Here is a 20,393-nt window from a genome sequence, read left to right as displayed (position 1 = left end):
TGCACTAACGAACTACTTTGAACTAAATTTTTCTTGAACATACAAAGATCGCACCGCTTTGGATCCGCAGAAGCCTTTCTGTCACTGATTCGTCACACTTGATCGTTGAACAGTTTTTCGCCTTGCCAATGGGCCACCACACTACAACAGGTAGCGTCACCGGTAACGTTCACGACGGTGCGGCACATATCCAGGATACGATCAACGGGCAGTATGATCGCGATCCATGCGGGATCCAGCCCTAATGAGGTCAGTACCACGAACAGTGTGATCAAGCCTGCGCTTGGAACGGCGGCAGCCCCAATGCTGGCCAACGTTGCTGTGAGTACAATGCTTACTTGTTGGATGAACGTTAGATCCACCATGTGGAACTGAGCCAGGAACACGACCGCTACCGCCTGGTACAAACTGGTGCCGTCCATGTTCACCGTGGCACCGATCGGCAACACAAAGCTCGCGGTGCTTTTGCTTACTCCGATATTCTCTTCCACACATTCCAACGTAACGGGTAACGTGGCAGCGCTGCTACTCGTACTGAACGCCAATAACTGTGCAGGACTGATGGCCTTTAGGAACCGCAGGAATATATTGCGACGCATCAACAGGGTCATGAGCGTAGGATAGATAACGAATACCACTATCGCCAACCCCAGAATAACCGTGATGCTATATCCGGCCAGCGATTTGAACAATTCAATTACCGCACCAAGGTCGTTCCCTGCTATGCGGGAAACCACCCCGGCCATCAGCGCGAACACGAACCAAGGTGCAGCCTTCATGACCACATCGACCATGGTCATGAATACATCGTTCAATCCATTCATCAGCGCGATCACAGGTGCGGCACTTGCACCGGGGATCATCAGAAGGACCACACCGAAGAAGATCGCGAAGAAGATCACCTGCAACATCAACGCATCGTTGAAACTGAGGAAAATGTTGCTTGGCACCATGTCCACAAGAAATTGCAAAGGGCCTTCTTGCTTGGTGTTACGCGCCAATTCAACCTTACCGGTCAGCCAATCGTCAGTAGCTGTTTCATCGTGGGCCGCCATTACTTCTGCAACAACCGCAGCGTTGGCGGGGTCGCAACTCAAACAGCGGCCATCCTTCGGCTTATCAACGCTGGTCGTGTTGTTCACCCATAACTCATACGTGATCCGATTTCGTAATCGCGCATCATCGTTCGCCATTTTTCCGGGCTGGATGATGTTTACCAACACCAGACCCACACTCACAGCAATGAACGTAGTCGCCAGATAAAGCGACATCATTCCTAGACCTGTCCGCCCCAATTTGGTGATGTCGCTCAGACCACTGACCCCACTTATTATGCTGAACAATACAAGGGGGATCGCGATCAGTTTCAGCAGATTGATGAAGATATCACCGAACGGAGCGATCCAATCCAACGTGAAATGGCTCCAACCCATAATGCTGGACAATACCGCCCAAGCCGTACCTGAAATGAGGCCAATAATGATCTTGACCGGTAGCGATATTCCTTTCTTCTTTTCTGCTGCGGTCATATTCGAGCTGATCGTTGTCTTAAAAGATGATCCATCAGAACCAAACAGGCCATAGCTTCCACAATAGGTACAGCCCTTGGCACCACACATGGATCATGGCGGCCTTTTGCTTCTAGGATCACCGGTTCGCCTTTTACATTCACTGTTTGCTGCGCTTGTGCTATGGTGGCGGGCGGCTTAAAGGCCACATCGAACAGAATATCCTCGCCATTGCTGATCCCACCTTGTGTTCCACCGCTTCGGTTGCTCGCAGTCTTGATCCCTCCCGCTTGCGTGACCGTGTATGGATCGTTGTGCTGTGAGCCTAGTAAGTATGTCGCTCCGAAGCCGCTGCCGATCTGAAACCCTTTGGTGGCATTGATCGAAAGCATCGCCTTTGCAAGATCAGCTTCCAACTTATCGAAAACAGGTTCGCCCAGCCCCGCAGGTACTCCACGTACAACACATGAGATCACGCCTCCGATCGAATCACCATCGGCACGGACCTTTTCGATCAATTTGGTCATGCTTTTCGCAGTGTCCGCATCAGGACATCTTGCTGAATTGGTCCAGATGCTATCCAGGTCCATGTCGCTATATACCCGATCCAACCGTACCTCTCCAACGGCACTTACATACGCGCTTACTTTTATTCCTTGCTTGGACAAGAATTGGCGCGCTATGGCCCCGGCCACTACTCTGCATGCTGTTTCACGCGCGCTGCTCCGCCCTCCACCCCTGTGATCACGAATGCCGTATTTCTGTTCCCACGTCCGGTCTGCATGGCTTGGGCGATATACCTCTTTCAATTGGTCATAATCAGAGCTATTCGCATCCTTATTGCGGATCAAGAAGCCAATGGGCGTACCTAATGTCATACCTTCCATTACGCCACTCAGGATCTCGACTTCATCGCCTTCCTTCCGAGTTGTACCTAAAGGCGTGCTGCCAGGTCTTCTTCGGTCCAATTCTGCTTGTATGGCTTCCACGTTCAGATCTAGACCCGCAGGGCAACCGTCAATAACACCACCAATAGCAACGCCATGGCTTTCTCCGAATGTGGTTAGATTGAAAAGAATTCCAACGGTATTTCCGGGCATGGGGCGAAGATAACCGGGGAATACGATGATCAGCTGAAGTGAGAGGATTAACAGATTTGCTGATTTGGACCCTCAGTGGATCCCAAGTTCCTGATGTGTAAATTTTGCAATTTCAGCACTCCCGACCAGATCACCTATTTTCGCTCGAATTCAACCCTTTCCACTTTATGATACGTAATTGCTGCGTTGCTATTCTTGCTTCCATCTCTTCACTTTCCGGCTACTCACAATGTTCCGAAGATGCCACTAATAAAGTATTGCTCGTTGGCGACAGTTGGGCCTTTTTCATGGGTGTGGACCAAACCATAAATACCGTCCTTGAGCGCTGGGGGCACTCGGATGCACGATATCTGACCAACCTGACCATCGCTGAGAACGGTGCTGAAACAGATGATTTTCTGACCGCTGAAAAACAGGACGAGATCGAAGCGCGTTTGATAGCTGAACCTTCGATCAAAGTGGTACATCTGAGCATTGGTGGTAACGATGTTCTGGGCGATTGGAACGTTGAAATGACCACCCAACAAACCGATTCCTTGGAAGCATCCGTTCGAGCGCGTTTAGTTCAAGTGATCGACTTCATCCTGAACGTGAGGCCCGATGTTCATGTGCTTTGGAGCGGCTACATGTACCCGAATTTCGAAGAAGTGATCGAGAGCTTTGCACCGCTTCAAACGCTGCACCCGTTCTATGGTACGTGGGAAGACATGGGTTTTCCTTCGTTCGAGCAGATCAATAATGTAATGATCAATTTTTCTGCGGGTATTGAGGCTTACACTGATACCATGCCACGCGTACATTTTGTGAATTCGCCGGGTTTCTTGCAATACACCTTCGGACAAGAAAGTAACTTGGGAGTGGCTCCCGGTGGTACGTACGACCAGTTCACTGCTCCTTTACCGAATGGATTTCCTACTTATCCTTCACCCATAAGCTCCATGCGTGACTATGGATTAACGCGTGATTGTTTTCACCTTTCTGCTGGCGGCTACCGTGATATGATCGATCTGCACACCCGTGAGTTCTACCACAAATTCTTGATGGATGACCTATACCTGCTCGCTGGAACGGGTTCCGAGAATGGCTCGGTTTCTAGCACAGGCACGATCTCGAACACATTACAACTAGGACTGAACGGAACCGAAGAATTCGCTACCGCGCTTACCTTCAATACGACGGTGATGGATATGCAACCGGTTGAAAAAGCAAGTATTTTTCTTCGTCGTGATAGTTTGACCGGTGCCAACCCGATTGGATCTACGCTACACGTAAAGGCGAAGCACGGTGTTCTTGGTACAACAATGAATGTTGAAGCCGTTGACTATATAGCTGTTGCAGATGCAGAAGTTGATGCCTGTCGTTTTGGTAGCAACGATGGCAACGGCCGTTGGATCCGTATCGACCTTCCGGAAGAAATGCTCCCCTTTATCTCGCAGACGGATATCACTCAATTTGTAATTTCTAGCACTGCTACGTCTCAAGGATCAGTCTATTTCACGGATGGAACCGATCCTGAACTGGCTCCTGTTCTGAACATTAAATACGGCGAGATTTCGACGTCCATTGCTTCGACGAACACGGACACTGAACAGGTACTATTTCCGAACCCCACGAACGGGATGATCACTGTAAATGCCGAACATGTTCAAACGCTTCGCGTTATGGATATGCTCGGAAGAACGGTGCTTTTCCAAAAGAACAATGTTTCTACACTTGACCTTTCGTCACTCCCAAATGGTTGCTATTCCGTATTGGTGCAGTCGGATCCTGGGAACTCAGTGCATCGGGTCGTAAAACAGTAAAGCGCTCGCAACGCGTGTAGGTGTTCCGCCGGTAATCAGCTTGCAGAACGAGCCGTGTAGAACTTGTCTTTCCAATTGAATTTTATTCAGGAGTTTCGATCTTTCTTTGCCGCAATGCATCGCCTATTGATCACCAACGCCAAGGCCCTAGTAGGCACCCATCCATATGGAACTGAGATAGTTGCGGGTGCTGCTATGGCTAGTTTGCCGCAGGTGGAAAATGGCTGGTTACTCGCCGAGGATGGCCTTATCTCGGCGTTCGGCGAAATGGCCAACTTGCCTAAAGATCACGGCGCAAATGAAGTGATCGATGCTAACGGCGGGTATGTTCTACCCGGTTGGTGCGATTCGCATACCCATACTGTTTTCGCAGCGCCCCGCGAAGAGGAGTTCGTGGATAAGATCAAAGGTCGTACCTACCAAGAGATAGCTGCAAAAGGCGGTGGGATCCTGAACAGCGCCAAGAAGTTGCGGGCGATGGACGGAGACACGCTATTCGATCAAGCGAAGGTCCGTTTGCAGGAAATGATGAAACATGGCACTGTGGCCGTGGAGATCAAGAGCGGGTATGGCCTCACTGCCGAAAGTGAACTAAAGATGCTTCGCGTTGCACGCAAACTCGGTGATGCCTTGCCTTTGCAAGTACGTACTACGCTACTTGCCGCGCATGCAGTGCCTCCTGAATTTGCAGATGACCGCAGTGCATACATCGACCTTATTGTGAACGAATTGATTCCGCAGGTGAAGCGTGAAAACCTCGCGGACTACGTGGATACCTTCTGCGAGACGAATTACTTCACCGTTGCCGAAATGGAACGGATCCTCATTGCTGGCGCACACCATGGTCTACCGGGAAAAGTACATGTGAACCAATTCACAAGTATTGGAGGAATTCAAGCGGCTGTTGCGCACAAAGCACGGAGCGTGGATCATCTGGAAATAATGGAAGAATCGGATATCGATGCATTGGTCGGGGATGGTAGCACTTCGAGCGCAGCCGAGAAGACCATTCCAACCTTACTTCCGAGCTGCTCGTTCTTTTTGAGGATCCCGTATGGCCCTGCAAGACAACTCATCGATCGCGGTCTTCCGGTCGCGTTGGCAACTGACTTCAATCCCGGTACTACGCCAAGTGGAAATATGAATCTGGTACTTTCACTTGCCTGTATCCAATTGCGCATGCTGCCCGAGGAAGCAATCAATGCCATGACCTTGAACAGTGCTGCTGCCATGGGTCTGGTGAAGGAGCTGGGTAGCATTGCGATCGGTAAACGCGCAAGTCTTATCATTACCCGCCCGGTGCCTTCGCTGGCCTACTTACCCTATGCATTCGGGAGCAACCATATCCAAACCGTGATCATCGATGGAACACCCGTCTGAACAACACCCGGGATCTGATCCTTCTCGTACATTCATCCGACCACCAGGGTTGGAATTTGCCATGGGTATCACTCTTTTCGGGGTGATCGTTCTTGTGTTCTTTATTGTGCAATCAGGTGTGTTCATTAACGGGGTCATCGATCGATCACCGGAGCTGCGTGAACAAGGTTTCTCATTCAGCCTGCTCAATGAACCATTGATGCAGGAAAGAATGGCGACCTTAATGTCCAATGGCGACCTCATTGGTCATGCTGCTCTTTGGAGTGGCCTAGTCGGTCTACTGGCGATACTGCTCTCAGTTCTCTTATGGAAACGAAGCCTGACCAGCCAATTCCTCGGACTGCGTATTCCAAGTATCAAACAGTTCCTGATCTGGGCCGGGATCTTCGTTCTACTTGGACTTATCATTGAAGGGTTGGCCTATCTCTCGCCGGTATTCCGGAGTGATTTCATGACTGACATCCTTGGTAACACCACCAATATGGTCTGGCTCTATTTAGGCGTTGGGATCATGGCTCCACTTTTCGAGGAATTCCTTTTAAGAGGATTATTGTTCGGCTCTGTTCGGCATCTTGCAGATGAGAACATAGCGGTAGCTGCAACTGCTGGCGTTTTCACTATCATGCATATGCAGTATACGGCGGCAGTGATGCTGTTGATCTTGCCATTGGGTGTGGTCCTAGGCTATGCCCGTGCGAAGAGCGGTTCAATTTGGGTGCCCGTAGCACTTCATATGTTGAATAATCTGGCGACCGTGGCTTTTCCATAGGTCTCTCTGAACAGAGCCCCTACCCTGTCTTAACTTCGCAACCCGAAAGAATAATTGCACCATGGAACGTAGATTGATCGAGTGTGTACCCAATATCAGTGAAGGAAGAGACCAGGCTAAGATCGATGCGATCGCCGCTGTTGTGAAAACCGTTGCGGGGGTGCAATTATTGGATGTGGATCCTGGGAACGCAACGAACCGGACCGTGATCACTTTTGTTGGGGAACCGGAACCCGTCATCGAAGCGGCTTTTCTTTTGTTGAAGAAAGCACAGGAATTGATCGACATGCGCAAGCATAAGGGAGAGCACCCACGCTTTGGAGCTACGGATGTTTGCCCACTAGTGCCGATCAGTGGTATCTCGATGGAAGAGACCGCAGAATACGCCCGCAAACTGGCTGAACGCGTTGGAAAAGAACTCTCCATTCCTGTGTATTGCTATGAAGCAGCTGCACGTGAGGAGAAACGGAAGAACCTCGCGAACAATCGCAGCGGTGAGTATGAAGGGCTGGCCAAGAAGATCGTGGACCCAGCATGGAAACCGGATTTCGGACCAAGTGAATTCACAGAAAGTGTGGCACGCAGTGGCGCAACTGCTATTGGTGCTCGAAACTTCCTGGTGGCATACAATGTGAATTTGAATACCACCAGCACGCGGCGTGCGAATGCAATTGCCTTCGATATCCGGGAAGCGGGTCGCATTATCCACGAGAAGGATCCCGTAACAGGCAAGCCTATTGTTGATGCCAACGGAGAACCCAAAAAAGAACCCGGTAAATTGAAGGCCGTGAAAGGCATCGGATGGTACATCGAAGAGTACGGCATTGCTCAACTTTCCTTGAATCTGACGGACATTACCGTTACACCGGTGCACATCGCCTTCGATGAAGCTTGCAAGAGCGCGGCAGAAAGAGGGATCCGTGTAACTGGAAGCGAGCTGGTGGGCCTTATCCCAAAACAGTCACTGCTGGATGCCGCCGATTTCTTTTTGAAGCGCCAACAACGAAGCTTGGGCATCTCCGAGAGCGAGAAGATGAAGATCGCGATCAAATCGTTGGGATTGGATGATCTGCGCCCTTTCGATCCGAAGAAAAAAGTGATCGAGTACATGCTGGAGGAACCTGGTGCCGAGCGATTGGTGAGCATGGACCTGAAGAAATTCACGGAGGAGACCGCTGGTGAAAGCCCTGCGCCAGGTGGAGGTTCCGTTGGTGCCTACGTTGGTGCTTTGGGAGCGGCCCTTGGTACTATGGTGGCGAACCTAAGCGCTCACAAACGAGGCTGGGATGATAAGTGGGATCAATACAGTGAGTGGGCAGTGATCGGTGAGAAACACCGCAATGAGCTTTTATACTTGGTGGACGAAGACACGCGCGCTTTCGATCGCATCCTCGCTGCACTTGGGCTACCAAAGGGTTCGGATGCTGAAAAGGCTGCTCGTGCGAAAGCCATAACTGAAGCTACCAAAGGGGCTATAAACACCCCACTACGCACTATGGAGGTGTGCGTTGAAAGCATGGCGTTGATGCAAGCCATGGCCGAGACCGGTCTGCCAGCCAGCGTTAGTGACGCTGGTGTTGGAGCTGTTTGTGCACGTGCCGGGGCCATTGCGGGTTACCTCAACATTCTTATCAATTGCTCAGGGCTGAACGATGCGGATTTCAAAACGAAGGTTTTAGCTAAAGCGGAAGCTTTAAGATCGGAAGCTGAAGCGTTGGAGGCGGATGTCATGCGCGTAACACTTTCGAAGATGTGAATGTGGCATTGAGCTTTGCGTAACATTACAAGTTTTCCAGTTGAATTCAGTAAGACCGTTGCATATCACACATGTTGATGGGTGTGGCGGTTCTGGTGTACCATAGCATCCCAAGCAGAACAGAACGAGGCTAATTACTTCGTTTTCACAACACTTGGGCCAATTCTTGCGTATAGGTCTTTTAGCGCATCTTTAGCGCCTTCAGTAGGAACTATATGATCGGTATCGTTACATAAGAAATGGTCGCGAAGCACAAACCACCTCATTGGAGCAGGAGAGTACTCTACTTCTTCCCGGTGCAGTTGCTTCTGTTGCATGCCAAGAAGAATCATTTTCTCTTGCTGATCTGGCTCATCCTGTTCGGATACGTTACAGAGAACATGGGTGTGAAATATGGTGTACCCAACCTCTTTCTGTTCCCCGAGTATTTTGGGCGGGTCAGTTTCTGGTCATACATGATCACTGGGTTCGCACTCGGCGGTTTCATTACCGCTTTCAACCTGTACACCTATGCCATGCATGGCTACCGATTCCCCTTCATTGCTACGCTGGCAAAGCCGTTTCTGAAATTCAACGTGAACAATGCGGTGATCCCGATCCTGTTCATCCTTACCTATCTGTCATGTAGCGCTCAGTTCCAGTATTACAAGGAGTTCGTTGATGGAGCTGACATCATTGTAAACCTCTTGGGCTTCGTTGTCGGCGTGCTGGGATTCCTGTTCGTTGCACTGATCTATTTCACCAGCACCAATACGGATATCATCAAATTATTGGGAAAGGATCCAGAACCCTTCAGGCCGGACGAACCAATGATGGATATTCTTGGTCCTCATCAAACAATGGGACCTAGAAAAAGATCGCAACGCCGAAAGGCCAGCCGCTGGTTGCGGCGCGCCCAACGAACGGAAAAATGGAAAGTTGAAACATATTTAGGCCCTCGAGGCAGGTTACTATTGGCTCGAAGTAGCGAGCATTACGATAAAGAATTGCTACGTGATGTGCTTTGGCAGAATCACATCAATGGCTCGATCTTCGAAATGGTCGTCGTGCTGATCTTTATTGCTCTAGGAGCCTTTGGTGATCTGCGATTCTTCGCTATTCCAGCCGGAGCCAGTGCATTTCTATTCTTCACAATGATCCTAATGATCATCAGCGCATTGTACAGTTGGATGCAAGGTTGGACATCAACTGTTATTCTGGGTGTCATCATCCTGCTCAATGTGGTCAGCCATAGTACGGAAAAATTCATGTACGATGATCAAGCATATGGGCTGAACTATGATGTTGAGCCCGCAACGTATGACCGCGATGTGCTCTATGCCATGGCTAATGATACGGCCAAATCACGCGCAGACGCAGATGCCATGCTAGAAACATTGGAACTCTGGAAAAAAGACAATATGGCATTGGATGGTTCAGGTAAAAAGCCGACCATGTTGATCGTGAATACCAGTGGTGGTGGATTGCGTGCAATGCTTTGGACCCTGCGTAGCATGCAAGTTGCGGACAGTTTGCTGGAGGGCACGTTGATGGATCGATCAGTGTTGCTAACAGGGTCGTCCGGTGGCTTGATAGGCGCTACCTATTACCGGCAGCTCTATTTGGCCGGGCTGTCCGATACGACACAAGACCGTAATGCATCCATTCTGGTAGGTGAGGTCGCAAGCGATATGCTCAACCCCGTTGCATTCAATTTTGTCACCAACGATATGTTCTTCCGTTACCGGAAGGTGTATGACGATGGACATGCCTATACATTGGATAGAGGGCATGCGTTCGAACGCCGTCTGAATGAGAATACACGTGGCCTGTTGAATGTACGTTTCGGAGATATGGCCGGTGCGGAGCGCGAAGCACGCATTCCATTGTTGGTGATCAACCCCACATCCATCAATGATGGCCGCCGGGTGGTCATCAGTGCACTGCCAATGGCCTTCTTGACCAATATTCATCCTGACGCCCCTGTGATCAACAACGGAGAAGCCGAGGCCATCGACTTCCACCGCATGTTCGCGGATCAAGGTGCCTCAAGGCTTAAGATCTCAAGTGCCTTGCGAATGAACGCTAGTTTCCCATACATAACGCCAGTGGTCACATTGCCTAGCAAACCTCCAATGCGCGTCATGGACGCAGGAGTGCGGGACAACTATGGTTATCGTGTTACACTTGCTTTCCTTCACACCTTCAGGAAATGGATCGACGAGAACACCTCCGGCGTTGTGATCCTACAGTTAAGGGATACACAGAAAGACCTGAAGATCCATCCAAGTAGTGGTTCGTTATTGGCCCGCCTGCTTGATCCGGCTGGAAGTGTGTACAGCAACTTTGTTCGGGTACAGGATCAGGATTTTGACCTGATGCTGCAACAGGCGAGTGGCTGGACCGAGGTGCCCTTGCAGGTGGTCGATGTGCAATTAAGACATGATGAGGAGGAGCAGATCTCCTTGAGTTGGCATCTTACCGCTCTAGAACGCTCTCGCGTGTTACGAACGATCCATAGTGAGGAGAATGTCGAGGCGTTCAATCAACTGAAAGCTGCCTTTGGCGGAGCTAAGACATTTGTTGATGGAAGCGCACGAGGCCCGGCAATGGGTCCGGTTCCACTGAAGTAAGTGTCATACCGCGATCCAATAAACACTCCGCCAGTAGCTCCTTGAAGCCGAATGAAACGGATCCCGTAGCTGCAACATTCGCTCGCTGCTCAGGCGAAAAGAACAGTACAAGCAGTTCAGCCATTGCGTGGAACCGCGACAGGATCAGTTCACGAACATAACGTTCCTCTCTATGAACACTAAGCTTCGCTGTATAAGAAGCCAATGCGCGAGCAGGGAATGCTGACCGATGTATGCTCTCGAGGATCAAAGAAAGATCCGGCCCATCCTCACCGAACAAGGCTTCGATCAAATGGAAGGGCATCCGCTTGTAGAACGCATCTTGTAGGATCGTTCGGCCAATATCCGCCCCGCTGCCTTCATCGCCTATTATGAAACCTAGTGATGGCATAGGTCGAAAGAGGTTGGTCCCGTCCCAATACCCGGCACTCATTCCAGTTCCTAATATCAAGACCAGACCTGGATCGCTACCGCATAAGCCCTTTGCAGCCCCCAGTATATCCGTATCCACTGCTATTTCGGCAGTAGGCCAGATCCTGCTCAATGCCTCCGACATGCGCTGTGTGCGCTCCGGGGATCCGCATCCTGCGCCATAGACCTGCACATTACCATGGTCAACGTAACCGGGAAAATTGGTCTTGAAATATCCCGAAACACTTGCTACGAATTGGTCAGCATCACCATTCAACGGGTTAAAGCCGGATAGTACTTCGCCTTTGTTCGGAAATACCCGGACCGACCTGTCCGGTTCCATGAATGCCCACCTGGAAGACGTGCCGCCTATTTCTCCGATCACCGTAATTCCAGCCATGACCGAAGACTCAAGTAGTGGGTTCAACCCAACTTATTGAACAAGAACTTATTCTGACTTACCAAGCCGTTCTTCACAGCATACATAACGACAGCTGCGGTGTTATTCACCCCCAACTTCTGCATGATGTTCCGTCTGTGCGTTGTGATCGTATGTGCACTCAAATGTAATGCCTCGGCAATACGCGTATAGCTCTGGCCTTCTGCGATCAATGATATTACTTCACATTCGCGGTCACTCAGCGTAACCGGGGTGCACGATAAGGGTTCGGTGAGGAATTGTTCCATATCGAAGCTGGACTTTCGCAACGTTTCCAGGATCTTTCCACAAAAGAACTTATCCCCATCCGCAGTTTGCAATACCGCATTGATGATCTCATCAATATCGCAATCCTTCTTAATGTAACTCGTTACTCCTGCGCGTATAGCCCCCATCAAAGCAAATGCTGATGGATCGGTGGTGATCGACACGAATAGGGTGGAACGTGAGCGTTTTCTTCCTTCGCGTATTGCTTGTGGCCCGAATCCTTCAGCCGTGTGGTCCAATAATACGATATGCGGTTTCAAACGCACGATCTGCGCCTGTAGCTCAATTGGATCCCTTGCAACACCAACCACTTCGATCCGAGGCACATCCGCAAATATGCTCTGTAGCCCTATTAACGATAACTCACTATGATCCGCTAGAAGCGTTCTTACCAACATCCCTTATTTAGAATCAATCTAATGATGGCAAATGTAGGTGTGAAGTAAACGCAACCCAACAAAAGTTCTTCAGGATCCGATCGTTCAAACCGGAAAGGTCGCACTCTCGTAGCTAAGCAGGGTGTTTGGAAAGATCTGAATGGCTTCTTGTAGCAGTGGCCCTGCACTTTTATAACGCGAGCTGAAATGACCAAGGAGCAATTGCCCTACTCCGGCCTCCTTGGCCACTTGAGCGGCTTGAGCAGCTGTGCTATGCATCGTTTCCTTGGCACGAGCGGCGAATGGGGAAGTGAAGGTTGCTTCATGATACAAGAGGTCAACGCCCCTCAGAAAGGGGATCAACGCCGGTTCGTATGCCGTATCTGAACAATATGCATAACTACGCGGTGGTGGCGGGTCTTCGGTGAGTTCGGTATTCAGTATCATCGAACCATCCGGAAGTTCCAGATCGGCGCCTTGTTTTATGCTCGAGCGCATGTAATGGGGGATCTCGTCAACGCGCTCCTTCCGCAGGCTTCTAGGCCGTAGTGATTCGCGGAACACGAAGCCTACACATGGTATGCGATGTTTTAACGCCAATGTGGAAACGGATACTTGCACATTTTCCAGGATCACCGTTCCACTCTCAGCTACGATCGGGTGAAACTCCAATGAAAAACGCAAGTAGGTTCCCGAAACACGCATTTGCAGCTCGATGATCTCTTTCAGTTCGATGGCGGCGTATACATGCAATTCGGCTTGCCTCCCCATAAGATGCATGGAGCTGATGAGACCCATTAGGCCGAGGTAGTGATCCCCGTGCAAATGGCTGATGAAAATGTGCCCAATGCGTTGCATATTGATGCCAGCCGAGCGCAGCCTTTCTTGCGTGCCTTCACCACAATCCACTAGGTACAATGCCTCATGGATGTTCAGCAATTGCGCCGTGGGATAGCGCCCCCTTGCCGGTAAGGCAGCTCCTGTTCCTAACGTGGTCACATCGAATCGTGGGGTGGACATTGCTCATGAAGAAGGCCCCGCATGTGCGAGGCCTGTCTTATTCGTTATCATCTGTGCAGATCAATGCCTAACGACCATACGACCTGTGAATACATCATTTCCGGACTCAACCTTGAAAAGGTAGATCCCATCCTGAAGATCGGTGCTTTCGTATGGTACTTTGTTCAAGCCGTTCTTGCCAGCCACGGTCTTTGACCATAGTTTTTCACCTAATAGGTTGAACACGCTGAGCTTCACTTGACCTGAGCGGGCCATTTGGAACTCGATGTTGGTGTTCGTGGTGAATGGATTCGGCACGGCACGCGCTGAACCTGTAGCGATCAACTCCCCTTCCAGAATACCGACATTGTTCTGGGAGATCACAATGCTATACCCGCTAAAGGTCTGCGGCACTGGAATAACTTGTCCGAAGATGTTTGTAAAGGCCGTAACCTCAATTGCCAAAGGGAAAGTACCCTCTGTGGTAGGCACGCCTGTAATAATTGCACAACCCAATTGGCCAGTTAAATAGGAGCACGGTGCCGGAGTTTGGCTGTTACACGCATAACTAAGACCATCCGGCATACCGGAGAGACCATCGAGTGCAATGGAATCCAGAACCACACCAACATATTGAGGATCGATCAAACCAGCATCCGATGGAATGATCATGTTCAACACTTGCTCGTAAGCTATACCGACCATACCCGGTGCCATATTCGTGGTCGTATCCGGCCAGATCCCGTAAAGGCTGTCCGCATAGATCGGATCAGGAGTACATGCCTGAGCCATTGCGCTTCCAGCACTAGCTGCGATGATCACTGAGAGTATTACTTTTTTCATTCAAACGGATTATTGGTCTTTGTTAACGTCCTTTTCGATCTCTTCCATGTACAACAGATCAACTGCTTCGGCCGGTGTTGGTGTTATCGACAACACGCTCTCCAGCTGAGAGATCTGTACCAGTTTCTGAACGGGTTCCTGCAAACCACATACCACGAGCAATCCATTAACGCTTTTGCACAAGCGATTTGCTACCAACAATGCACTGAGTCCCGAGCTATCGCAATAGCGCGTAGTGGTCAGATCGATGATAACGTTCCTCACTCCCGTCTTGTTCAGATAGACGAGCTCGCTCTTCAGTTCCGGAGCACAGGTAGTATCAAGTTTGTCCACATTGCTGGTCACAAGTGTGTAACGTCCTTTGTCTTCTATGGTAAAATTCATGGTGATCCGCGTTCCCGCCAAAGATATACTTGGATCGATACGCCCGACATAGGTTACGTAATACCTAGTTTCAAACAGGTAGACGTGGGATACGTGCTGCAAGCAGATACAATACGGCCATGCGCACCGCTACCCCATTGCTTACCTGGTCCAATATTATGCTATTGGCATGGTCGGCTACTTCGCTACTTATTTCAACTCCACGATTTATCGGACCCGGGTGCATGATCACGATCTCCTTTCCGAGCCGCTTGTATCGTTCCAGGTCCAAACCATAAAGCATAGCATATTCACGAAGACTTGGGAAATTAGAGATCCCATCCCCTTTTTGCCGCTCCATTTGGATGCGAAGCATATTCGCTACATCACACCAGATCAGTGCTTTATCTAAATCATGTTCAACTTTTACTCCAAGATTTGTTATATGCTTGGGAATAAGCGTGGCCGGTCCGCATAACATGACCTCGGCACCCAGTTTTTGTAAACAGAAGATATTGCTCAATGCTACCCGTGAATGAAGAATATCTCCCACGATCAACACTTTCTTACCGCGGACCTTCCCAAGTTTCTCCCGAATGCTGTAAGCATCCAGAAGTGCTTGGGTGGGATGTTCATGCGTGCCATCTCCAGCATTCACGATACTCGCATTGATATGCCTGCTTAAGAACATGGCTGCACCGGGGTCCGGGTGTCGCATCACCACCATATCCACTTTCATGGCCAGGATGTTGTTCACGGTATCCACCAAGGTTTCACCCTTGCTCACGCTGGAACCACTGCTACTGAAGTTGACCACATCGGCACTTAACCGTTTCTCAGCAAGCTCAAAGCTCACACGCGTTCGTGTGCTGCTTTCGAAGAAGAGATTAGCAATGGTGATATCGCGTAACGATGGAACTTTCTTTATCGGCCTGCCCAGTACTTCCTTGAAACCATCCGCAGTGCGGAAGATCAACTCAATGTCAGCAGCGCTTAGATCCTTTATGCCCAACAAGTGCTGCGTGCTAAGCTGGTCGCTGGCTTCAGCATTCTCGATCTTGGTGCTGGACTTCTTCATTATCGATCGTTGAGCAATAATACCTGATCCTTACCGTCACTTTCCTGCCACTCCACATTTACGCGTTGGCCATCAATGCTATCCACCCATTTGCCCACATAATCAGGCTGTATCGGGAGTTCGCGACTGAAACGCCTATCCACCAGAACCAATAACTGAACACTGGCCGGCCTGCCAAAAGCGAGCATTGCATCGAGTCCCGCACGGATGGTGCGCCCTGTGTATAAGACATCATCAACTATCACCACTTTCCGTTCATCCAAGCTGAATTCCAGATCGGTCGTTCGGGGTGCAGCGGGTGTGGACCGGTGACGAAAATCGTCCCGATGGAAGGTGATGTCCAGTTCGCCATAATACAAATTCTCCTTGCCTATGATGCGTTGCAATTCCTTGCGTAACCGCCTAGCCAAGAACACGCCGCGCGGTTGTAAGCCGATCAGCGCTACGCCGCTCATGTCGCCATGGTCCTCGATCAACTGGTAGCACAACCGCCCTACAGTAAGCCCAAAGGCTTTAGAGGTGAGGAGTGAAAGCGGCTGCATGGCGGCGAAGATACCGGACCTAAGGGAATGTAGAATGTAGAATGAACAATGAAAAATTAAGAATGGATTAGACAGATCCATCCTTTAGCTACTTACTTCCTACGAGATCGTACGCGGGCTATGATGGTATTGAGGCAGGTGGCTGTATAAGAAAAAGCCCGGTAACCTTGCGGCACCGGGCTTTTCAATTCACTTGGAACGTAGCTTACGCTTCGTCATCGTCGTCGTCTTCCACGAACTTCTTGGCTTTTTTAGCCTTACCGGTCCGCTCTTTGGATTCCATTGCGCTCTTCAGATCGCTCAATACGCTGAGGTCTCCTAACGTGCTCTTTTCAACCTTTTCGTTCACGCTCTTCAGTGCTGTCGCACCACCGCCGGAACCTTCCTTGCGGACGCCTTTCTTGCCACCAGCTGCTGGAGCGGATTCGATCACCTCTTCACCCTCTTCGAAGGTGCGGGTGTGGCTTAGGACGATCCGGCGTGCTTCGGCATTGAATTCGAGTACCACGAACGGTAGCTTCTCTTCCATTTCGGCTTTGCCACCATCGGCCTTCTTCAGGTTCTTGGCCGTTACAGTGCCTTCAACTCCATAGGACAAGCTCACGATGAAGTTCTGACCAGCGCGGCCAGTGATGGCTCCCTCGTGCGTGCTTCCAGGTACGAATACCCCTGCGAACACTTCCCATGGGTTCTCCTCAACTTGCTTATGGCCAAGGCTCAATCGACGATTCTCTCTATCGACCTCCAATACCATGACCTCGATATCATCACCCACATTGCAGAATTCGCTTGGGTGCTTGATACGCTTGGTCCAGCTTAGATCGCTGATGTGGATCAATCCATCAACACCTTCTTCCAATTCGGCGAAGATGCCGAAGTGCGTGAAGTTGCGGACTTTCGCCTGATGCTTGCTGTTGACCGGGTATTTCGCTTCGATCTCCGCCCATGGATCAGCAGCGAGCTGCTTCATTCCTAAGCTCATCTTCCGCTCTTCACGGTCGATGTTCAAGACCACGCAATCGATCTCCTGTCCTTCCTTGAGGAAGTCCTTCGGACTGCGCAGATGCTGGCTCCAGCTCATTTCGCTAACGTGCAATAGGCCTTCTACGCCTGCTGATACCTCAACGAATGCACCGTAGTCGGTGATCACCATCACTTTGCCCTTCACTTTGTCGCCTGCGTTCATGTCAGCGCTCAATGCATCCCATGGATGGGCGCTAAGCTGCTTCAGACCAAGTGCGATACGACGCTTCTCGTCGTCGAAATCCAGAATTACAACGTTGATCTTTTCGTCCAACTTCACCACCTCTTCCGGATGGCTTACGCGGCCATAGCTGAGATCCGTGATGTGGATGAGTCCGTCCACACCGCCCAGATCCACGAACACTCCGTAGCTGGTGATGTTCTTGACGGTACCTTCCAATACCTGACCTTTCTCCAAGCCACCAATGATCTGCTTCTTCTGGGCTTCCAGTTCGGCTTCGATCAGTGCTTTATGTGAAACAACAACGTTCTTGAATTCCTGGTTGATCTTCACGACCTTGAATTCCATGTTCTTGCCAACGTACTGATCGTAATCACGGATCGGCTTCACATCGATCTGGCTACCTGGTAAGAAGGCCTCGATGCCGAATACATCAACGATAAGACCGCCTTTGGTGCGGCACTTAACGTAACCGGTAATGATCGCGCTGCTTTCCATGGCGCCATTGACCTTGCCCCATGCGTTGTGAACGCGCGCGGTCTTATGGCTGATGATCATTTGACCACCCTTATCTTCTTGCTTCTCAATGTACACTTCGACCTTATCGCCGATCGCGAGGTCCTCCTTGTACCGGAATTCACTGATAGGAACAACACCTTCGGACTTATAGCCGATGTTGATCACTACTTCCTTCTTATTCATACCCACCACGGTACCCATCAACACCTCGTGTTCCTGGATGCTGCTGAGGGTGTCCTCGTAGGCCTTTTCCATAGCCAAACGAGCTGTGGTAGCCTCAGGGGTCTTTCCTTCTTCCAATGCCGCCCAATCGAAATCCGCTGGTGGTTCGGCGAAGGTTACTTTGTTATTCTCTACTACTGACATGCGTTATTACTTGTATCCCGTACCTAGGGGGTGGTATACGAGAGGGTTGGTTGGTTAACCTATGCCACCCCGGCATAAGCTTCCCCGAAAGGGGGCGCAAAGGTAGTGATTTAGAGGATCGTAGGGTCAGAAGTTCAGACGATCAGACAATTGAGCGCCTGTGTGGTCGAAGAGAATAGAACGCTGATAACGCAGAAAGGACTGATGAGCGCCGATAAGGTCAAATGCGCCTCCATGGCCTAAGAGCCTGGATGAGATTATCCGGTCGAACAGGCACATAACTGAAGGAAAAGAACAGAGTTCCTACTATTACCTTTGCCTGCCTATGCGCAGTTTCGATATCCCTACAAATTACCGCAGTGATCTTATTGGTCGACTGAAAGCCTTCCGCAAAGTCCAGGACCCGAAGAAAAAGGACCTTTCACCTACCCTGCTTGACCTTGGAGCGGTGCGTTTTGTATTCGCGCGGCATTTCGGGTTCTGTTATGGGGTTGAGAACGCGATCGAGATCAGCTACAAGGCGTTGGAAGAGAATCCGGGAAAACGGATCTTTCTGCTGAGCCAAATGATCCACAATCCTGAAGTGAACGCCGATCTGGAAAGCCACGGACTGCGCTTTATCCAGGATACGCATGGCGAGATGCTAATGGATTGGAATGAGATCACCAAGGACGATATCGTGATCATTCCGGCATTCGGTACAACCATTGAAACGGAGAACCGACTAAAAGCCATTGGCATTGACCCGTTGATGCACAACACCACATGCCCGTTCGTGGAGAAGGTGTGGAAACGCAGCGCGCAGCTTGGTGTTCAGGACCATACGGTGGTGATCCATGGCAAAGCCGCACATGAAGAAACGCGTGCTACTTTCAGTCATACCGCCCAAGGTGCGCCAGCTGTTATTGTGAAGGACATGGCCGAGACCATCGAACTCGGCCGCATCATTAGCGGTGAAGTGCCATTGGAGCGATTCCATGAACTCTTCGGGGAACGTTGCACACCCGATTTTGACCCTGCTACCCAATTGGACCGTATCGGAGTCGTGAACCAGACCACGATGCTGGCGACAGAGACCCAGGCCATTGCGGACCATCTGAAACAAGTAATGCTCACGAAATATGGTGAGGCAGAACTGAAAGCCCATTTCGCGGATACGCGGGATACCCTCTGCTACGCAACCAACGATAACCAGGACGCCACCAACGAATTACTGAAGGCCGATGCAGATCTAGCATTGGTAGTTGGCGGATACAACAGCAGCAATACCAGTCATTTGGTGGAATTACTCGAACAGAAATTCCCGACGTTCTTCATCAACGGCGAGAAGGAATTGTTAAGTGCTACCGAGATCGAGCATTTCAACTACCCGTTGCATAAGCTTGAACGCTCCAAAAATTGGTTACCCACAAAACGGCCATTAACGGTCATCCTTACCAGCGGTGCCAGCTGCCCGGATACCTTGTTGGACCAGGTTATGCTGAAGGTGTTGGTGTTTGTTGAGGGTGCTGAGGATCCGGTTTTGGTTGTTGATGAGTTAGTTGGGTAATTCAAGAAAATGAATCTCCGGATCGCGACCATATTCTTTTTAATCATTTTAGTTGGTCGAAGTTTTGCTTGTTCATGTATAGATAACGGACTCGCTGGGAATTTCGCAAGATCCGTTAATGTCTTCGAAGCCGTAGCGATCGGTTCAAGGATCGTAAAGACCGATGACCCTCAGTCTCCACAAATGCGTGAGATCGTGTTGTTCGTAGGACACCAGTACAAAGGTCATGTTCAGAGGAAAGTGCATATTCGAACAAAGATCAGCGGCGTGTCTTGCGGGTCATTACTTCCTTTTGGTGGCAGATACCTTGTCTTTGCGTATTCCAGCGAGGCCGAGGGATCAATGCTTTACACGTCATTATGCTCAGGAAATAAACTCTTTCCATTCTGGAGGTTCGGATTGCGCCAAAATGTGCGCCGATTGGCTCGTGGAGAAAAGATCCCAGTGACGTCGAAATGGGCCAAGGTTCCAAGTTGGTAGTGGAGAGGCACAGGGCAAGAAGAATCCTT

Annotated in this window: 16 protein-coding genes; 6 read left to right on the top strand and 10 right to left on the bottom strand. The window is 50.2% G+C overall.

The genetic code is table 11. The annotated features are described in order from the left end of the window. Positions 1-92: 92 nt before the first annotated feature. Positions 93-1,529, bottom strand: coding sequence for a dicarboxylate/amino acid:cation symporter (locus IPF95_12470; GenBank protein ID MBK6475503.1), 1,437 nt, complete (start codon positions 1,527-1,529; stop codon positions 93-95). Then, positions 1,526-2,608, bottom strand: a complete 1,083-nt coding sequence (aroC, locus tag IPF95_12465; protein MBK6475502.1) for a chorismate synthase — start codon at positions 2,606-2,608, stop codon at positions 1,526-1,528. Before aroC ends, IPF95_12470 begins: the two co-directional genes overlap by 4 nt. A gap of 167 nt (positions 2,609-2,775) precedes the next feature. Here aroC and IPF95_12460 point away from each other — a divergent pair, with 167 nt between their 5' ends. The 5 genes from IPF95_12460 to IPF95_12440 all read left to right on the top strand — a co-directional run bounded on the left by IPF95_12460 (position 2,776) and on the right by IPF95_12440 (position 10,927). Further along, positions 2,776-4,410, top strand: a complete 1,635-nt coding sequence (locus IPF95_12460) for a T9SS type A sorting domain-containing protein (protein ID MBK6475501.1) — start codon at positions 2,776-2,778, stop codon at positions 4,408-4,410. Between the two features lie 114 nt (positions 4,411-4,524). Continuing rightward, entirely contained in the window at positions 4,525-5,790 is a 1,266-nt protein-coding gene (locus IPF95_12455; protein MBK6475500.1) for an imidazolonepropionase, read from the top strand. A gap of 61 nt (positions 5,791-5,851) precedes the next feature. Beyond that, positions 5,852-6,559 carry a CPBP family intramembrane metalloprotease gene (locus IPF95_12450; GenBank protein ID MBK6475499.1) on the top strand — a complete coding sequence of 236 codons (708 nt, stop codon included), beginning with the start codon at positions 5,852-5,854 and terminating at the stop codon, positions 6,557-6,559. Positions 6,560-6,620: 61 nt separating this feature from the next. Next, positions 6,621-8,315, top strand: a complete 1,695-nt coding sequence (gene ftcD, locus IPF95_12445; protein ID MBK6475498.1) for a glutamate formimidoyltransferase — start codon at positions 6,621-6,623, stop codon at positions 8,313-8,315. A gap of 239 nt (positions 8,316-8,554) precedes the next feature. Then, complete coding sequence (locus IPF95_12440; protein MBK6475497.1) at positions 8,555-10,927, top strand: hypothetical protein; 2,373 nt, start codon at positions 8,555-8,557, stop codon at positions 10,925-10,927. Here IPF95_12440 and IPF95_12435 read toward each other — a convergent pair. From IPF95_12435 to rpsA, 8 genes are all read right to left on the bottom strand, one after another. Further along, positions 10,866-11,738 (bottom strand): hypothetical protein, encoded by an 873-nt coding sequence (locus IPF95_12435; protein ID MBK6475496.1) that lies wholly within the window; start codon positions 11,736-11,738, stop codon positions 10,866-10,868. The two genes, IPF95_12440 and IPF95_12435, sit on opposite strands and share 62 nt — an antisense overlap. Positions 11,739-11,761: 23 nt before the next feature. Next, complete coding sequence (locus tag IPF95_12430) at positions 11,762-12,442, bottom strand: response regulator transcription factor (GenBank protein MBK6475495.1); 681 nt, start codon at positions 12,440-12,442, stop codon at positions 11,762-11,764. An 84-nt stretch (positions 12,443-12,526) separates the two neighbouring features. Continuing rightward, the gene (locus IPF95_12425; protein MBK6475494.1) at positions 12,527-13,441 is read right to left on the bottom strand and encodes a ribonuclease Z; all 915 of its coding nucleotides are present in this window, start codon (positions 13,439-13,441) and stop codon (positions 12,527-12,529) included. A 60-nt stretch (positions 13,442-13,501) separates the two neighbouring features. Next, positions 13,502-14,263: a T9SS type A sorting domain-containing protein gene (locus IPF95_12420; GenBank protein ID MBK6475493.1), complete on the bottom strand. Its 762-nt coding sequence runs from the start codon at positions 14,261-14,263 to the stop codon at positions 13,502-13,504. 9 nt (positions 14,264-14,272) lie between these two features. Then, the gene (locus IPF95_12415; protein MBK6475492.1) at positions 14,273-14,647 is read right to left on the bottom strand and encodes an STAS domain-containing protein; all 375 of its coding nucleotides are present in this window, start codon (positions 14,645-14,647) and stop codon (positions 14,273-14,275) included. A 70-nt stretch (positions 14,648-14,717) separates the two neighbouring features. Then, complete coding sequence (locus IPF95_12410; GenBank protein MBK6475491.1) at positions 14,718-15,704, bottom strand: aspartate carbamoyltransferase catalytic subunit; 987 nt, start codon at positions 15,702-15,704, stop codon at positions 14,718-14,720. After that, complete coding sequence (gene pyrR / locus IPF95_12405; protein ID MBK6475490.1) at positions 15,704-16,246, bottom strand: bifunctional pyr operon transcriptional regulator/uracil phosphoribosyltransferase PyrR; 543 nt, start codon at positions 16,244-16,246, stop codon at positions 15,704-15,706. The genes IPF95_12410 and pyrR overlap by 1 nt, the downstream gene beginning before the upstream one ends. A gap of 205 nt (positions 16,247-16,451) precedes the next feature. Continuing rightward, positions 16,452-18,335, bottom strand: coding sequence for a 30S ribosomal protein S1 (gene rpsA, locus IPF95_12400; protein ID MBK6475489.1), 1,884 nt, complete (start codon positions 18,333-18,335; stop codon positions 16,452-16,454). A gap of 325 nt (positions 18,336-18,660) precedes the next feature. Between rpsA and IPF95_12395 the strand changes: the two genes are divergently transcribed. Beyond that, complete coding sequence (locus IPF95_12395; protein ID MBK6475488.1) at positions 18,661-19,884, top strand: 4-hydroxy-3-methylbut-2-enyl diphosphate reductase; 1,224 nt, start codon at positions 18,661-18,663, stop codon at positions 19,882-19,884. Positions 19,885-20,393: the final 509 nt, after the last annotated feature.

It is taken from the genome of Flavobacteriales bacterium (genome assembly GCA_016704485.1).
Lineage (GTDB): Bacteria > Bacteroidota > Bacteroidia > Flavobacteriales_F > PHOS-HE28 > PHOS-HE28.
The sequence above is the reverse complement of the archived record's forward strand: the minus strand, read 5'-3'. Positions and strand labels throughout refer to the sequence as shown.

Bases quoted from the DNA above. Each gene is read 5' to 3' on its own strand.
- IPF95_12470 (MBK6475503.1), bottom strand. From the start codon at position 1,529: ATGACCGCAGCAGAAAAGAAGAAAGGAATATCGCTACCGGTCAAGATC.
- aroC (MBK6475502.1), bottom strand. From the start codon at position 2,608: ATGCCCGGAAATACCGTTGGAATTCTTTTCAATCTAACCACATTCGGA.
- IPF95_12460 (MBK6475501.1), top strand. From the start codon at position 2,776: ATGATACGTAATTGCTGCGTTGCTATTCTTGCTTCCATCTCTTCACTT.
- IPF95_12455 (MBK6475500.1), top strand. From the start codon at position 4,525: ATGCATCGCCTATTGATCACCAACGCCAAGGCCCTAGTAGGCACCCAT.
- IPF95_12450 (MBK6475499.1), top strand. From the start codon at position 5,852: ATGGGTATCACTCTTTTCGGGGTGATCGTTCTTGTGTTCTTTATTGTG.
- ftcD (MBK6475498.1), top strand. From the start codon at position 6,621: ATGGAACGTAGATTGATCGAGTGTGTACCCAATATCAGTGAAGGAAGA.
- IPF95_12440 (MBK6475497.1), top strand. From the start codon at position 8,555: ATGGTCGCGAAGCACAAACCACCTCATTGGAGCAGGAGAGTACTCTAC.
- IPF95_12435 (MBK6475496.1), bottom strand. From the start codon at position 11,738: ATGGCTGGAATTACGGTGATCGGAGAAATAGGCGGCACGTCTTCCAGG.
- IPF95_12430 (MBK6475495.1), bottom strand. From the start codon at position 12,442: ATGTTGGTAAGAACGCTTCTAGCGGATCATAGTGAGTTATCGTTAATA.
- IPF95_12425 (MBK6475494.1), bottom strand. From the start codon at position 13,441: ATGTCCACCCCACGATTCGATGTGACCACGTTAGGAACAGGAGCTGCC.
- IPF95_12420 (MBK6475493.1), bottom strand. From the start codon at position 14,263: ATGAAAAAAGTAATACTCTCAGTGATCATCGCAGCTAGTGCTGGAAGC.
- IPF95_12415 (MBK6475492.1), bottom strand. From the start codon at position 14,647: ATGAATTTTACCATAGAAGACAAAGGACGTTACACACTTGTGACCAGC.
- IPF95_12410 (MBK6475491.1), bottom strand. From the start codon at position 15,704: ATGAAGAAGTCCAGCACCAAGATCGAGAATGCTGAAGCCAGCGACCAG.
- pyrR (MBK6475490.1), bottom strand. From the start codon at position 16,246: ATGCAGCCGCTTTCACTCCTCACCTCTAAAGCCTTTGGGCTTACTGTA.
- rpsA (MBK6475489.1), bottom strand. From the start codon at position 18,335: ATGTCAGTAGTAGAGAATAACAAAGTAACCTTCGCCGAACCACCAGCG.
- IPF95_12395 (MBK6475488.1), top strand. From the start codon at position 18,661: ATGCGCAGTTTCGATATCCCTACAAATTACCGCAGTGATCTTATTGGT.